The organism is Pseudoalteromonas sp. AS71, from assembly GCF_038900275.1.
Classification (GTDB): Bacteria; Pseudomonadota; Gammaproteobacteria; order Enterobacterales; family Alteromonadaceae; genus Pseudoalteromonas.
On sequence record NZ_JBBMQZ010000009.1, the window covers coordinates 46,116 to 61,455 of the forward strand.

Below are 15,340 nucleotides of genomic sequence, written 5' to 3' on the forward strand. Positions count from 1 at the left end.
TTTGCAAATATAGCCCCTGCGCCTTTACTTATTGGTGTATTTTGGGCAAAATCTGCAGCGTTTAACTATTAAAGAGGTGTTACGCTAAACATGGCGAAAGAAGACGTAATCGAAATGCAAGGGACTGTCCTTGATACTTTACCAAATACAATGTTCCGAGTTGAGCTAGAAAATGGTCACGTAGTTGTGGCTCATATTTCAGGCAAAATGCGCAAAAACTATATCCGTATTTTAACCGGCGATAAAGTAACGGTAGAAATGACTCCTTACGATTTATCAAAGGGTCGTATCGTATTCCGTGCTCGCTAAGTAAGTGCGTAAACGAGATTTAGTTTTTGGCTAGTATTTAACTAGCTTTAAGCGTTTATTAAATGTAATTGATAGACATTGACTAGCAATTACATTTAATAAACAAAAAGCCCAGTTTTCACTGGGTTTTTTGTTGCCTATAAAAAGGGCAAAAAAATGGCCCGCTATTATGTAGCGGGCCATTTTATTTAACTAAATTATTTAATTAACGTTTAAGCTGGTGTTAAATTACTCTCGTAATCAAAGCGAATCTTCTTATCTTTAACCGATACTTTAACCGTACCGCCATCAACAAGTTCACCAAATAATATTTCGTTCGCTAATTGCTTTTTAAGCTCTTCTTGAATAACACGTGCCATTGGACGTGCACCCATCGCTTTATCGTAGCCTTTATCTGCTAACCACTCACGTGCTTTGGACGTAAGCTCAAGGTTAACCGATTTTTTATCAAGCTGCGCTTGCAGTTCCACAATAAATTTATCAACCACCAGTAAAATAACTTCACGTTCAAGGTGATTAAACCAAATGATGTTATCTAAACGGTTTCTAAATTCAGGCGAGAATACTTTATTAATTTCGCCCATTGCATCATGTGTATGGTCTTGCTCTGTAAAACCAATCGACTTACGTGTAGTTTCTTGTACGCCCGCATTGGTAGTCATTACAACCACTACATTTCTAAAATCAGCTTTACGACCATTATTATCGGTTAACGTACCGTGATCCATAACCTGTAGCAAAATGTTGTAAATGTCAGGATGCGCTTTCTCAATCTCATCTAAAAGTACAACCGCATGTGGGTTTTTAATAACGGCTTCTGTTAATAAACCGCCTTGCTCAAAACCAACATACCCTGGTGGTGCACCAATTAGTCGGCTGATTGCGTGGCGCTCTACATACTCAGACATATCAAAACGAATAAACTCAACACCCATACATTTAGCAAGTTGCTTAGTTACTTCTGTTTTACCAACACCTGTTGGGCCTGCAAACAAGAACGAACCCACTGGTTTTTCTTCGCTTGATAAACCTGAGCGAGATAAACGAATAGCCGATGTAAGCGCATCAATAGATTGATCTTGTCCAAACACCAGCATTTTAAGGTTACGGTCTAGATTTTTAAGCGTCTCTTTATCTGTTGAAGACACATTTTGTGGTGGAATACGTGCCATCTTCGATATTATTAGCTCTATATCAGCCACACCAATGGTTTTTTTACGTTTAGAACTAGGCTGTAAACGTTGGTTAGCGCCCGCTTCATCAATTACATCAATTGCTTTATCTGGCAAGTGGCGCTCATTGATGTATTTAGCACTAAGTTCAGCAGCTGCTTTTAATGCTTTTTGAGTGTAGCGAATACCATGGTGCTCTTCGTAACGCTCTTTTAATCCATTTAAAATTTTAGTGGTATCAGCAACACTTGGTTCAAGTACATCAATTTTTTGAAAACGGCGTACTAATGCACGGTCTTTCTCAAAAATATTTTTATACTCATTGTAAGTGGTTGAACCCATACAGCGTAACTTACCACTTGAAAGAAGTGGTTTAAGTAAGTTTGAAGCGTCCATAACGCCACCAGACGCTGCGCCAGCACCTATTATGGTATGTATTTCATCAATAAATAAAATAGACCCAGGTTGTGCCTGAAGCTCTTTTAATAAGCTTTTAAAGCGTTTTTCAAAATCGCCACGGTATTTAGTACCTGCAAGCAATGCCCCCATATCTAGTGAGTACACAACTGCATCTGCAATTACTTCTGGTACTTGCTCGTTCACAATACGGTACGCTAAACCTTCAGCAATGGCTGTTTTACCAACGCCCGCTTCACCAACAAGTAATGGGTTATTCTTTTTACGACGACACAATACTTGTACCGTGCGCTCTACTTCGCTGTCGCGCCCAATCAATGGGTCAATATTACCTTCACGAGCCTGAGCGTTTAAGTTAGTTGTAAAGCTGTCTAGCTTACTTGCTTCTTCGTTTTGAACTTCTTGCACTTCTTCATGTATATCATCGCTGTCGTCGCCTAGTTCATCATCAGCTTTTGAAATGCCGTGCGAAATAAAGTTAACAATATCTAAGCGCGATACATCATGCTTTTTAAGTAAATAAACAGCTTGGCTCTCTTGCTCTGAAAAAATAGCAACCAGTACATTGACACCCGTCACTTCGTTTTTTCCTGACGATTGCACATGAAACACAGCACGTTGTAATACACGCTGAAAACCAAGCGTTGGCTGAGTTTCACGCTCTTCTTCTAAATCTGGGATGACAGGTGTTGTTTCGTCAATAAATTCTAATAATTCGGTTTTTAAGCCTGAAAGATTAACACCACACGCGTTTAAGGCTTCTCCTGCAGAAGGATTATCTAATAGCGCAAGTAAAAGGTGCTCTACGGTCATAAACTCATGACGGCGAGTGCGCGCTTCACGAAACGCGGCATTTAAAGTGAGTTCTAAGTCTTTGTTTAGCATTGGCAACCCCTTACTGAGATAATAATTTATACCACAACAATCGGATGTTTGATCACCCTAATTGGTATTTATACCAATTGTATTAAATTGGTATTATTCCTGCTCACAACTACAAAGCAGTGGATGCTCGTTATCCCGTGAGTAACGGTTAACTTGTTCAACTTTGGTGTGGGCGACATCGGCGCTATAAACACCGCAAATACCCTTACCTTTTTCATGAACCTGAAGCATCACATCGGTTGCTCTATCGCTATCCATATTAAAAAACGTCGTTAAAACTTCAATTACGAAGTCCATCGGCGTGTAGTCGTCGTTATTTAAAACAACTTTATATTTTCGCGGCGGCTGTAGCTTTTGCTTTTCACTGTCGCGAACTGTGTCGATAACACCTGAATCTTTCATACCACTCATAATTAAATATAGTCTTGTCTTTGTAACTCAAGCAAACTTGAATAAAAAATAAATAAAATGTTAAAAAAATAACTCAAAACACTTGACTGGTTGGCTAAATAAACTACAGTCAAACGTAGATTGATTAAACCTTAGTCAGTCTAGCAAATAATACAATTTAGAATAACTAAATTAGTCAACTTATTGAAGGATGTAGAAGTATGGCTTGTGGTAAAGTTAAATGGTTCAACAACGCCAAAGGTTTTGGTTTCATCGTAGAAGACGGCTGCGAGAATGATATCTTCGCTCATTACTCAACAATTGTAATGGACGGCTATAAAACGCTTAAAGCTGGTCAAGATGTAACATTCGAATTAGAACAAGGGCCTAAAGGCCTACACGCTAAAAATATTGCCCCAGATGGTGACATTATTGAGTGACGATTGTTTTTTTCGACTAAAGCGAGCGACCTTTTAAGATCCTCGCTTAATTCCTTAAGCATACTAACTTATCTCTTCTCTTCTATTTATTGCCTCTTTTCATCCAAATTCAACCCTTTTCCTTGAATTTATTTTATATACCCCAATGTTCTAAGAGTTGATTGTTTAACTGCTTATTGGGCATGCTCAAACTCTAGCCCTTTTTATTTAAGCTTGTTACACTCTTGGTGCTAAAAATTGCGTATTAACGCAGCAACTAATCCAATTGTCGCCTATTTTATATGTACTAGGCTAAAGGCTGATTTATTTTTGTTAATTTTTTAGCTATAAATACAATTCCAGTTCGTCAGGTGTGACTATTCTGCTTTTATAAAAGAGCAACGCTGAGTACCAACACCTAACAAACTATTCATTACGAGCGTATGTATTCATTAACTTGTTTAGTAATATGTACTCACTCATTAGTAATGATTTTCTTTGCATTGTTGAATAAGACCTTATCGGTCTACTATCTAGGAATGATGATGACATCAAAAATTATCTATACAAAAACGGACGAAGCTCCGGCACTAGCAACTTACTCGTTGCTACCGATCATCCAAGCATATACAAATGCGGCCGGTGTTGAAGTTGAAACTCGCGATATCTCATTAGCAGGTCGTGTAATTGCTAGCTTCCCTGATTATTTAACACAAGAACAACGCATTGGTGATGCACTTGCTGAACTTGGCGAGCTTGCTAAAACACCAGAAGCAAACATCATCAAATTACCAAACATCAGTGCATCTGTACCACAGCTTCGCGCTGTAATTAAAGAGCTTCAAGCAAAAGGTTACGCTCTTCCAGAATACCCTGTTGAACCTAAAAATGATGAAGAAAAAGCAATTCAAGCGGCTTACGACAAAATCAAAGGCAGTGCAGTAAACCCAGTACTACGTGAAGGTAACTCAGATCGTCGCGCACCAGGTTCTGTAAAAGAATATGCACGTAACAACCCGCATTCAATGGGTGCGTGGAGCAAAGATTCAGAGTCTTATGTTGCAAGCATGAGCGAAGGCGATTTCTTTGGTTCAGAACAGTCAATCACTGTTGATACGGCCACTGATGTACGTATTGAACATGTTGCAACTAACGGCGACGTTTCTGTACTTAAACAAAGCACGCCTCTTTTAGCTGGCGAAGTTATTGATGCATCAAGCATCAGCGCTTCTAAGCTTCAAGCTTTCTTAGCTGCTGAAATTGACGCTGCTAAAGAAAAAGGTGTTTTATTCTCGCTTCACATGAAAGCGACAATGATGAAAGTATCTGATCCAATTATCTTTGGTCACGCTGTAAAAGTATTCTACAAAGATGTATTTGCTAAACACGGTGAGCTTTTTGAAGAGCTAGGTGTTGATGTAAATAATGGTTTAGGCGATGTATATTCTAAAATTCAAACATTAGATGATGCTAAGCGCGAAGAAATTGAAGCAGACATTCAAGCTGTTTACGCTAACCGCCCTGCTATTGCTATGGTTGACTCTGATAAAGGTATTACAAACCTACACGTACCAAGTGACGTGATTATCGATGCGTCTATGCCTGCTGCAATCCGTTCAAGCGGTCAAATGTGGAATAACGATGGTAAATTACAAGACACAAGCTTTGTAATTCCAGATCGTTGTTACTCAGGTATTTACCAAGCAACTATTGATTTTTGTAAAGTAAATGGCGCGTTTGATCCAACAACTATGGGTAGCGTTCCAAACGTTGGCCTTATGGCTCAAAAAGCTGAAGAATACGGTTCACACGATAAAACGTTTGAAGCTAAAGCAGATGGTTCTATCCGTGTTGTTGATGCAAATGGCAATACATTACTTGAGCACAGTGTTGAGCAAGGCGATATTTGGCGCATGTGTCAGGTTAAAGACGCACCAATCCAAGATTGGGTTAAGCTTGCAGTAAATCGTGCACGCGCAACAGGCGTTCCTGCTATTTTCTGGTTAGATGAAAATCGTTCGCACGATGCTGAGCTAATCAAAAAAGTAAACAAATACCTACCAGATCACGATACAGCTGGCCTAGATATTCAAATTTTAGCACCGCTTGAAGCAACATTGTTCTCATTAGCGCGTATTAAAGAAGGTAAAGATACTATTTCTGTAACAGGTAACGTATTACGTGATTACCTTACAGATTTATTCCCAATTTTAGAGCTAGGTACGAGTGCTAAAATGCTTTCAATTGTTCCTCTTATGAACGGTGGCGGCTTATTTGAAACTGGCGCGGGTGGTTCTGCACCTAAGCATGTTCAACAATTCGAAAAAGAAAACCACTTACGTTGGGATTCTTTAGGTGAATTTTTAGCACTTGCTGCATCGCTTGAGCACCTAAGCGTAACTACGGGTAACAACAAAGCACAAGTACTTGCTGATACGCTAGATAAAGCGACAGGCACTTTCTTAGCAGAAAACAAGTCTCCTTCACGTAAAGTGAAAGAAATTGATAACCGTGGTTCTCATTTCTTCCTATCTTTATTCTGGGCACAAGAACTTGCTAAGCAAAATGATGACAGTGAACTTAAAGCACAGTTTACTCAAATTGCTAGCGACCTTGAGTCTAATAAAGAGCAAATCGTAAGTGAACTTAACGATGCGCAAGGTCCTGCAGTTGATTTAGGCGGTTACTTCCAGCCTAACGATGATGCAGCCTTTAAAGCGATGCGTCCAAGCACTACATTTAACGATATTCTTGCTAAATTAGTATAAATATTGGTTTAAATTTAAAAGCCGCTTACTTGTAAAAGTAAGCGGCTTTTTTGTAACCATAAAAGAAGACTGCAGTTGCAGCCTTTTCTTTTACCTAAATAAAAATAGTAGGCAATACTATTTTGTATAGGCGCGTGGCATTTTTGAATCAGTTGTATAACGGTCACGCAGTTTATCTTGGCGAGATTGTGTAGATACCTCAACGCCATTTATAAACATTTTGCTCACGTGGCTGCTTAGTTCAAACGGGTCATTACTCCACATTACTACATCAGCGGCTTTACCTACTTCAAGACTACCGGCATTGATACCAAATACATCTGCAACGTTTGATGTAACCGCTTTTAACGCACCTTCTTGGCTCATACCATACGATACTGCATTACCAGCATCAAAACGCAGCTGATAGATATTGTGGCTTGCATCGCCACCTACCGTTAATAATACTTTAACCCCTGCTTTTTCAAGCACACCTGCATTATCTAAACTCGCATGAAGCGAATCAAAACTTGCTGGTAAGCTATCCATTGCACTAACGATCACTGGGATATTTGCTTTAGCAACTCGCTCTTTTACTACAACAGCGTCTTGTGCGCCATTAAGTACCAAGTTAATACCAAATTGCTCTTTTACTTTAATAAGCTCAATAATATCTGCCGCACGTGATACGCCAACCACTAATGGCATTTCGCCACTGAGTATTTTTGCCATTACTTTGTCTTCAGTACTTGGCTTGTCGTCATCTTTTTTAGCTTTTTTACCGGCTTTAGTTTTGTGCTCATCAAGCTTATTAATAAGTGTTTGCAAAGTAAAAGCACGAGAACCTTTACTACGCTCACCTAAGTAAACAATTAAAGCTGCTTGTTTTTGCATGTCGCTATCAAAACTACCACTTAAATCAACAACACTCGCTAGGCCCGAAAAGATGCTATCACCACCATGAGGGGTAATTACATCGCGTGTTACACCGCCTTTACGAGCATAAGGAACTAGGCTTGAATGTGCGTTGTAAGCAAGGCTTACGTCAAAATCAATACCTGCTTTTTCTTCGCCTGCATCGCGAGAGCCTGCAACTGCACTTACTTCAACTAAACCAAGTTGATTAATACTTGCAATAAAGCCTGGGGTTACAATTTGGCCCTTTGCATCAATAATTTCATCTACTTTAATTTCAGTTGGGTTAATCGCTGTAATTTTGCCATCTGTCATTACAATGCTTGCCGCTTCTAATACACCTTGATCAGATGACGTATGCAATGTTGCATTAATAATTGCTAGCGATTGTGCGCTTACAGCACCAGATGCTAATAATCCTGCAGCAACCAGAGAAAGCGAAAACGAACGTGATAAATTTTTCATTCTGGGTGCTCCTTATTGTTGACCTAACATAAAATCACTTGTTGCTTGATACGCGCTGTCGTTTCTATCGTAAACTTTTGCACCATCAACAAACACTTGTTCAGCTTTAGCATAAACACTAAATGGGCTTTGATTCCAAATAACCACATCGCCCTGCTTACCCGCTTCTAGTGAACCTGTTTTGTCATCAATACCTAACGATTTAGCAGCGTTAGCCGTGATCCATTTAATAGCGTGTTGCTCAGAAATATCAAAACCGTTTTCGTTAGCACGGTACATAACCTTGCCAGCTTCTTGGTTTAAGCGCTGAATAGTAGTATCTGAATCTGAGTGAACAACCGCACACGAGTTTTTAACCGCATCAACAATAGCTACGTTTTCTTGAACCATGTCGTAGGCTTCCATTTTAAAACCCCACCAGTCTGGCCAAAGTGCAGCACACGAACCATTTTGGGCTAGTAGGTCAGCAATTTTATATGCTTCTACACCGTGATGGAATGTGCCCGCGTCGTAATTAAATTCTTTTGACAGGTCAATCATCATTGCCATTTCTTCAGCTTTATAACAATGATTATGGATACGCACTTCGCCTTCAAGCACACCGCGAAGTGTATCGTGTTTAATGTCACGTACTGGTGCTTCTGGGTTTAAACCGGCTTCATAATCTGCATCGTATTTATCCCACGCGCGTTTGTATTCAGCGGCTTCAGCCCACGCCATACGGTAACCAGCCATATTACCCATACGGGTTGAAGGCAATACACCTTGACGACCATAAACACGTTTAGGGTTTTCACCACACGCCATTTTTAAACCGTATGGCGCATCAGGAAACTTCATACCTTGCATAGTATGTGCAGGGACGTTTTTAAGCGTAACGCCGCGTCCACCAAATAAATTAGCTGATCCTGGTAAAATTTGCAGAGAAGTAATGCCGCCTTCACGTGCACGATTAAAGCCTGGATCTTGTGGCCAAACAGAATGCTCAACCCACACTTCTGCAGTGTTAGGGCTTGTCATTTCGTTACCATCTTGATGCGACTCAACCGATGGGCTTGGGTAAGCGCCTAAATGTGAATGTACGTCGATAATACCTGGTGTTACCCATTTGCCTTGTGCATCAATTGTAATATCAGCAGTGGCAGTTAAGTCTTTACCGACTTGTTGTACTTTGCCGCCAACAAGTAATACATCAGCATCATCTAAACGCTCACCAGTACCTGTAAGTACTGTTGCATTTGTAATAAGTGTGCTTGATGTAGAAACGGGCTGATAAGTACTTGGATAAGGATTTTTGTTGATTGTTATTTTATCGTCTTGCGGGCCATTTTCTTGGCAACCCACAAGTGCGGCAGCTAAGCCAACCGCTAATAAAGAAGGTGCAAATTTTTGCATGTTGTTTGGATCTCCTGTTTTTTTGCTACTTTAGCGAAAGCTAAGGAATAAAGCCAAAAAAACAGGTGAAAACGCAGTTAATTAAGATGAATTTCTGTAATTATTTCTTTATATAATTGTTATACAACTTTTCAAGCGCACCTTCGGTTGTAAGCGATGGATCTTTGCTAATAAAGTGCTTAACCGTACGCGTTACAAAATCAGAGTTTTGCTTATGTAGCTTAGAAAAATCTTTAATAAGTGTATTACCGTCTTTAGCTGCAGTTACTTTGTCATGTCGGTGGCGATACTGGCTCAATGCTTTATTAAAATCACCTTGGTAGTCTTCAACCAAAATTTTATAAAAGTCACTTTTTTGTACGTTTAAATCGTTAATGCAATAATTTAGCGCCTCTTTAAAGTCGGTAAATATCATGCCCTCTACATCAAACTCTTTCGTTTTTTCACGCACCGCGACTTTGGCATCTTCTGTGGCATAGCTAAAGCCCGTAAACGCTAAACGCTCAGCGGCTTCTTTTCCTAATTTCATACCCGCTGCAATACTATGCGCAAACTCGTCGCTCATGTCGCCAAGTTCGTTTTCTTCCCACATGTTATAAACACGCAGTGGTTTTGCATATTTGGTGGCAAGCTTTTTTTTCATTTTAGTAAAGCGCTCATCAATCGTCATCAGCCTTTCGTTATGTAAAAGTGCATGGCACTCATAACAAGCTGCAATAGATATAAAGTCAGCCTCTTCACCTAAATCAACAATGCTTTGTAGCATATGCAGCGGCGGACAATGGTCGCGCTCTGTCGCTTCACAGCCACAATAAAAACACTGGTTAAAATGCTGCTGATCGCACGCGTATGCTTGCTGATAATAACTGGCTAACGTTTTGCTCACCGTTGCTCCTAAAAAACACGACTAAATTATGGGGCGATAATAACAGCCTGAAAAAATATGTCAGCCGCAAAAAAGCATTTAATTTGATTATTTTACAGATATCACCTAACACAGAACAGCACTTAAATAAGCGCTGCAATTAAACCAAACAAACCACCAAACACACCACCCCATACTACAAGCCAGCCTAAGTGCTCGCGGATCATGGTTTGAATAATCTCTTTAACCATTTTAGGGGTAAGCTCATCTAGGCGCTCATCTACTAATTTAAGTACCGTTTTATGTAAACTCTCAGCACTATTACCTTGTGAAAGTGTTTGGGTTACTAATGCTTTAAAGTCGTCAGTTTGAGAGATTTCACCAAGCGACAATTGCATTTTTTCAATAAACTTTTCACGCATTGGCTCTATTGCCGCTGTGCCGCCAAACATACCTAACATGCTACCAAACTGAGATTCTTCAATAACGACAAGTAAATTGTCGAATGCAGGGTTTAAATCAACATTACTAATTATTGGCTCAAAATCGATATTAGGCTGCGCTTTATTGAGTAAATTATTAATTTTTTGCTCTGAAAAAAACTCCGTTAATATTAGGTTTCGTATAGCGACTTTAAAGCTTTCAAACTTAAGCGCTATAACGCCTGAGCCATATAAAAACGGGACTTTTTCGAATAACATATGAATAGCTAATAAATTAGTTACCGCGCCAGAAAGTGCAAATAAACCAACAGATAACACAATTGCTTGGTTAAACATAAAACCTACAACAACACATAAACCCGCTAGCAAATTGGTTATTAAACTTTTGTTCATTTTAACTCCACTACAGTAAGTGTAATTTTATTCAATATAGCCGTTAATTTTACAACGTTTAGATTGTTAAATTAATACCTTTTTGCCATAGTTTAAGTATCTGTTTAAAAGGCGAGCAATTGTTATGTGGAAAACAGTAAATGAGCACATCAGCCAAGCCATTAATTTTGACTTTAAGCACACCTACAAACGCCAATTACAAAGTACAAACACCGACAAACTATTTCATATTACCAATGGTACGCATAACTACTTCGTTAAAATAGCACTAAAAAGCGAACTCGAGCGTTTAGAAAGTGAATTTATTGGCTTAAAGCTTTTGGCGCAAAATAGTAATTTTAAAGTCCCTGAATGTATTACAACCGGTGCAAATATAGAGTTTTCATTTATTGTTTTACAGTGGCTTATTTTAGATAAACAACCCCACAACACGTGGGCAACTATGGGAAGCAGCCTCGCTAAAATGCATCAAAAACACGACCAAGCCATGTTTGGCTTTGATGTAGATAATTACCTAGCCACGACCATACAGCCAAACCGCTGGCACAAAAAGTGGGATGTATTTTACGCCGAAGAACGTATAGGGTGGCAATTACAGCTACTCGCTGAAAAAGGCATTAACTTTATTGAACCCGAGCGCTTAATTAATGCCGTTAAAGAACAGCTGCACAGTCATCAAGTTGAGCCATCATTACTGCATGGCGATTTTTGGCGTGGAAATATGGGCTTTTTAAAAGCAGAGCCTACGGTATTTAACCCAGCTTGTTATTATGGTGATCGGGAAATCGATATTGCAATGAGCGAACTATTTGCGCCACTGCCAAAAGACTTTTATAGCGCCTATAACGCGCACTACCCGCTTTCTCAAAATTACGAAAAACGTAAGTTAATATACCAGCTATACCCTATTTTAAATCACGCTAACATCTTTGCCGGTCACTATCTTACTGAAGCTAAACAACATATAGAAAAGCTGGTATTTGAAGGTATAAAATAAGTGTCATAAGCTGCATTTCAGCACTATATTTAATGAGTAAGTAGACGTTCATCTGTAAGCGATTAAGTTGAACCTAACTTAATTATTTATAACTGGAGTGATTATGAAAGATTTTTTATCACAACGAATAACGTGCCCACACTGCGGACACCATATTCATTTAGACTTAGACGCTAGCAGTGGCGATCAAGACTATATAGAAGATTGCACTGCCTGCTGTAACCCAATTCATTTAAATATGCATATAGACCATGCTAACAATAAATTAGAGCTACACGTAGACAGTGATGACGAACAAATATTTTAACTTAAGCCTGATGGCGTAAGTAGTTTTCTACCGTATTTACAATAGTGTAAGTTTGCTGATCAACTTCAATATTAAACTTGTCACCCACTTGCGCTGCACCAATGTTTGTAATGGCGAGCGTTTCCGGAATTAGGTGTAACCAAAAACCTTGTTCATCAACTTCGCCCACGGTTAAGCTTGCGCCATTTATCGCAACAAACCCTTTATACAACACATACTTTTGCCATTCTTTTGGCAGGCTTAACTGAATTTTACAGTTATTCTCAAGTTTCACTATTTGAGAAATTTGTGACGTACAATGAATATGCCCAGACACTATATGCCCACCTAGCTCAGTACCAAACGTAACAGAGCGTTCGTAATTAACTAAACTACCTAGCTCAAGCAGCCCTAAATTAGTTAGCTTTAGAGTTTCGTCAATCACATCAAAATGAACTTGCGCCACCACATCGTGATTACTTAGCTCAACTTGCACAACTGTTAAACAACAGCCATTAATAGCAATGCTTGCGCCTAAATCTAAATGCTTAACGTACTCATCGCTTACCGATACAACTAAGCGTAAAACACCGTCTGTTTGAGTTTTTGAGACCACGGTAGCTTGCGTTTGCACTATTCCTGTAAACATAAAATCACTTTAAATTATTACAAAGTGCTAGTTTAACGTATCAACTCATAAAATCATTCACTACTGTGATTTTTATTTAAACCCCAATAGATTACAATTACGCCCTATTTCATCAACTAGCTGTTTTTATGACCTTTTGCAATTGGGAAGCCAAGCGTTTACTTTCCCTCGCTTTACCTGTTTTTTTAGCGCAAGTTACACTTATTTTAATGTCGGTCGTCGACACAATTATGGCAGGCCAAGTTAGCCCTACTGACTTAGCGGCACTTTCTATTGCAACAGGAATATGGAACCCATTATTACTTGGCCTTCAAGGTATTTTATTAGCGCTTACTGGTATTATTGCGCAGTTTTCGGGCAGTGATGACCGCAAAGGCATTAGCCACTATTTTCAACAAGCGCTTTATTTAACCGCTATTTTGAGCTTTACAGGCTTTGGAATTGCCCATTTAGCGGATGCTATTATTTTTAAGCTCGATACAACGCCTGCTATTGCAAGCCTTGCTATTGACTACATCCACTTTGTGAAATGGGGTGTATTTGGATTTTTAATTTTTACGGTATACAGAAACGTTACCGAAGGCATGGGAATGACCAAGCCCGCGTTTTACATAAGCCTATTAGGTTTAGCTGTTAATATTCCGGTAAATTATATTTTCATAAATGGCTTATTTGGTTTTCCTGCTTATGGCGGCGCGGGCTGTGGTATTGCAACAGCCATTGTTTTATCTGTTATGGCAATAGCACAAGTCACTTACTGCCAAATGAGTAAAAAAGTAGATGCTAAAGGCCTGCTTTCATCATTCGAAAAACCTAATTTCACTACCATTGGTATTATTACTAAGTTAGGTATACCAATTTCACTCGCCACCTTTTTTGAAGTCACTTTATTTGCGTGTATACCGCTATTTATAGCGCATTTAGGTGCAGTAGCTATATCTGGACATCAAATAGCAGCCAGTGTAACTACATTGCTGTTTATGATGCCGCTGAGCCTATCAATCGCTATCAGCATTCGTATAGGTAACTTATACGGCCAAAAGAACATGACTCAATTAAAAGTTGCGGTTTCTACCAGCTATATTTTAGCCATTGCTGTGGCGTTATTTTTAGCGCTTATTACGTTCACCGGTCGTGATTTAATTAGCCAACTGTATACCGACAGCCCCGCTGTTATGGCATTGGCTTCATCAATTATGATTTTAGCGTGTATTTACCAATTACCTGATGCATTGCAAGTTGCAGCAAATGGCATACTTCGTGGGTTAAAATACACCACGCCTATATCGTATATAACGTTTATATCGTATTGGTTAATCGGCTTTTGTTTAGGTTACGTATTGGCAAGAACAGATATAATAGTGCCAGCTATGGGGCCACACGGTTTCTGGGCTGGGATAATAGTGGGACTTAGTGTCGCTGCTATTTTATTAATGCTAACGGTAAAAAAACGTTTAAAATATGAATTTTTTAAAATTGATGCACTCAATCAAAACTAATAAACTCAGCCTTAAAACATTACCAGCTGCAATGTTGGTAATGTGTTTTTTAACGCTTACTGGCTGCAGCAAACCACAAAGTAGTATAAACGCTACTTATATTGAACGCTTAAGTAGCACAGTTGATACAAGCACCACAGAGCCTGCGCCACTCAAGCAACTCCCCTTACTGCAGCCTCCCCCAATAGCACAAAGCGACCTAACACTGAGTATTGTTGAGCTTGCAGGCATTAGCCAATGTAAGCTAAACGTGCTTATAAGTGAGCACAATAACCAATTAGGAAAAACCGCCAGCGCTGCTGGGCAATTAAAATATCAAATAAACTTTATTAAAAGTGCGCAGGTTTGCTTGAACAGCCTTGATAAAAATAGTCCTAGTTACACAAAAATACTCGCAGCCAAAAACTACAAACAAATACACCTAATGCACTCTTTTAACGCCATGTTATTTAAAGAGCCAGAGCTTAATAAAACATGGCTGTTAACATCAAACGAGCTAAGTAACGAACCCGCTGGCTTCAGTGATACCTTGCAGGCGCTCAAACAACTTGTACTTATTAAGCAGCAAATAAACGCTAAAGAGTTTAGTGAAATTAATAGCGATTCTATTTTTAGTGCACTCGAGCAGCTTAATAAATTTCAATTTAACCAAGCACTCATTCAATCAGTCCGCAAGCAGGTAGTGTTAAATAACAACGCCACACAGTTAGTAAAAACACTAAACTTTAATACGTTGTGTCCTCAAGGTAAAAATAATAAAAATGCAAAAATTATAAGCAACGTATTCCAAAAGTTTTACCTAAAACAAATTCAGCCCTATCAAGCGCAATTAACTGGTTATCTAGAGGCACTACAACCGCTTTATAATGAGCTTTGGTTCAACGAAAGTATCTCAAGCCCTCAAATTAATAACTTAGTCAAAACGGGCTCGACAAGTAACTTACTGAACTTACTAAAAAGCTCAGCTAAAAAACATGTGGTTTGGTGGCAAGGTTTTTATAAAACGTGCGAAATAAGCCCAATATGAATAAAAAAACGGCAAATAAACTCAAAAACAACAAACTTGCTTGATTCACCAACCGCCACGCTATATA

General features: G+C 39.1%; 14 protein-coding genes. 7 read left to right on the forward strand and 7 right to left on the reverse strand.

The window, feature by feature from the left end; all coding sequences use genetic code 11:
• Nucleotides 1–90: 90 nt before the first annotated feature.
• Nucleotides 91–309, forward strand: coding sequence for a translation initiation factor IF-1 (gene infA / locus WNY98_RS08605; protein ID WP_002962494.1), 219 nt, complete (start codon nt 91–93; stop codon nt 307–309).
• Between the two features lie 212 nt (nt 310–521).
• Here the strand turns inward: infA and clpA are convergent, their stop codons facing one another.
• Nucleotides 522–2,783, reverse strand: coding sequence for an ATP-dependent Clp protease ATP-binding subunit ClpA (gene clpA, locus WNY98_RS08610; RefSeq protein ID WP_342877644.1), 2,262 nt, complete (start codon nt 2,781–2,783; stop codon nt 522–524).
• A 93-nt stretch (nt 2,784–2,876) separates the two neighbouring features.
• The gene (gene clpS / locus WNY98_RS08615) at nt 2,877–3,185 is read right to left on the reverse strand and encodes an ATP-dependent Clp protease adapter ClpS (RefSeq protein ID WP_002962498.1); all 309 of its coding nucleotides are present in this window, start codon (nt 3,183–3,185) and stop codon (nt 2,877–2,879) included.
• Nucleotides 3,186–3,394: 209 nt separating this feature from the next.
• Here clpS and cspD point away from each other — a divergent pair, with 209 nt between their 5' ends.
• Both cspD and WNY98_RS08625 read left to right on the forward strand, forming a co-directional pair.
• Entirely contained in the window at nt 3,395–3,613 is a 219-nt protein-coding gene (cspD, locus tag WNY98_RS08620) for a cold shock domain-containing protein CspD (RefSeq protein ID WP_002962500.1), read from the forward strand.
• Between the two features lie 524 nt (nt 3,614–4,137).
• Nucleotides 4,138–6,360, forward strand: coding sequence for an NADP-dependent isocitrate dehydrogenase (locus WNY98_RS08625; RefSeq protein ID WP_342877645.1), 2,223 nt, complete (start codon nt 4,138–4,140; stop codon nt 6,358–6,360).
• Between the two features lie 117 nt (nt 6,361–6,477).
• Here the strand turns inward: WNY98_RS08625 and WNY98_RS08630 are convergent, their stop codons facing one another.
• The 4 genes from WNY98_RS08630 to WNY98_RS08645 all read right to left on the reverse strand — a co-directional run bounded on the left by WNY98_RS08630 (nt 6,478) and on the right by WNY98_RS08645 (nt 10,815).
• Nucleotides 6,478–7,719 (reverse strand): amidohydrolase family protein, encoded by a 1,242-nt coding sequence (locus WNY98_RS08630; protein ID WP_337151282.1) that lies wholly within the window; start codon nt 7,717–7,719, stop codon nt 6,478–6,480.
• Nucleotides 7,720–7,731: 12 nt separating this feature from the next.
• Complete coding sequence (locus WNY98_RS08635) at nt 7,732–9,114, reverse strand: amidohydrolase (protein ID WP_076924540.1); 1,383 nt, start codon at nt 9,112–9,114, stop codon at nt 7,732–7,734.
• A 100-nt stretch (nt 9,115–9,214) separates the two neighbouring features.
• Nucleotides 9,215–10,000, reverse strand: a complete 786-nt coding sequence (locus tag WNY98_RS08640; protein WP_197173556.1) for a hypothetical protein — start codon at nt 9,998–10,000, stop codon at nt 9,215–9,217.
• Between the two features lie 122 nt (nt 10,001–10,122).
• Nucleotides 10,123–10,815 (reverse strand): DUF445 domain-containing protein, encoded by a 693-nt coding sequence (locus tag WNY98_RS08645; RefSeq protein WP_197185786.1) that lies wholly within the window; start codon nt 10,813–10,815, stop codon nt 10,123–10,125.
• A 124-nt stretch (nt 10,816–10,939) separates the two neighbouring features.
• Here WNY98_RS08645 and WNY98_RS08650 point away from each other — a divergent pair, with 124 nt between their 5' ends.
• Both WNY98_RS08650 and WNY98_RS08655 read left to right on the forward strand, forming a co-directional pair.
• Nucleotides 10,940–11,812, forward strand: coding sequence for a fructosamine kinase family protein (locus tag WNY98_RS08650; protein WP_342877646.1), 873 nt, complete (start codon nt 10,940–10,942; stop codon nt 11,810–11,812).
• Between the two features lie 103 nt (nt 11,813–11,915).
• On the forward strand, nt 11,916–12,119 hold the full coding sequence (locus tag WNY98_RS08655; protein WP_002962509.1) for a CPXCG motif-containing cysteine-rich protein: 204 nt from the start codon (nt 11,916–11,918) through the stop codon (nt 12,117–12,119).
• 1 nt (nt 12,120) lies between these two features.
• On the opposite strand, the gene WNY98_RS08660 is transcribed toward WNY98_RS08655, so the two are convergent.
• The gene (locus WNY98_RS08660; protein WP_007585130.1) at nt 12,121–12,747 is read right to left on the reverse strand and encodes a riboflavin synthase; all 627 of its coding nucleotides are present in this window, start codon (nt 12,745–12,747) and stop codon (nt 12,121–12,123) included.
• Nucleotides 12,748–12,875: 128 nt separating this feature from the next.
• Between WNY98_RS08660 and WNY98_RS08665 the strand changes: the two genes are divergently transcribed.
• Nucleotides 12,876–14,246 (forward strand): MATE family efflux transporter, encoded by a 1,371-nt coding sequence (locus WNY98_RS08665; protein WP_076924537.1) that lies wholly within the window; start codon nt 12,876–12,878, stop codon nt 14,244–14,246.
• A complete protein-coding gene (locus tag WNY98_RS08670) occupies nt 14,209–15,273 on the forward strand; it encodes a DUF3080 family protein (RefSeq protein WP_033036817.1) in 1,065 nt (354 codons plus the stop codon). Before WNY98_RS08665 ends, WNY98_RS08670 begins: the two co-directional genes overlap by 38 nt.
• The last annotated feature ends 67 nt before the right edge of the window (nt 15,274–15,340 follow it).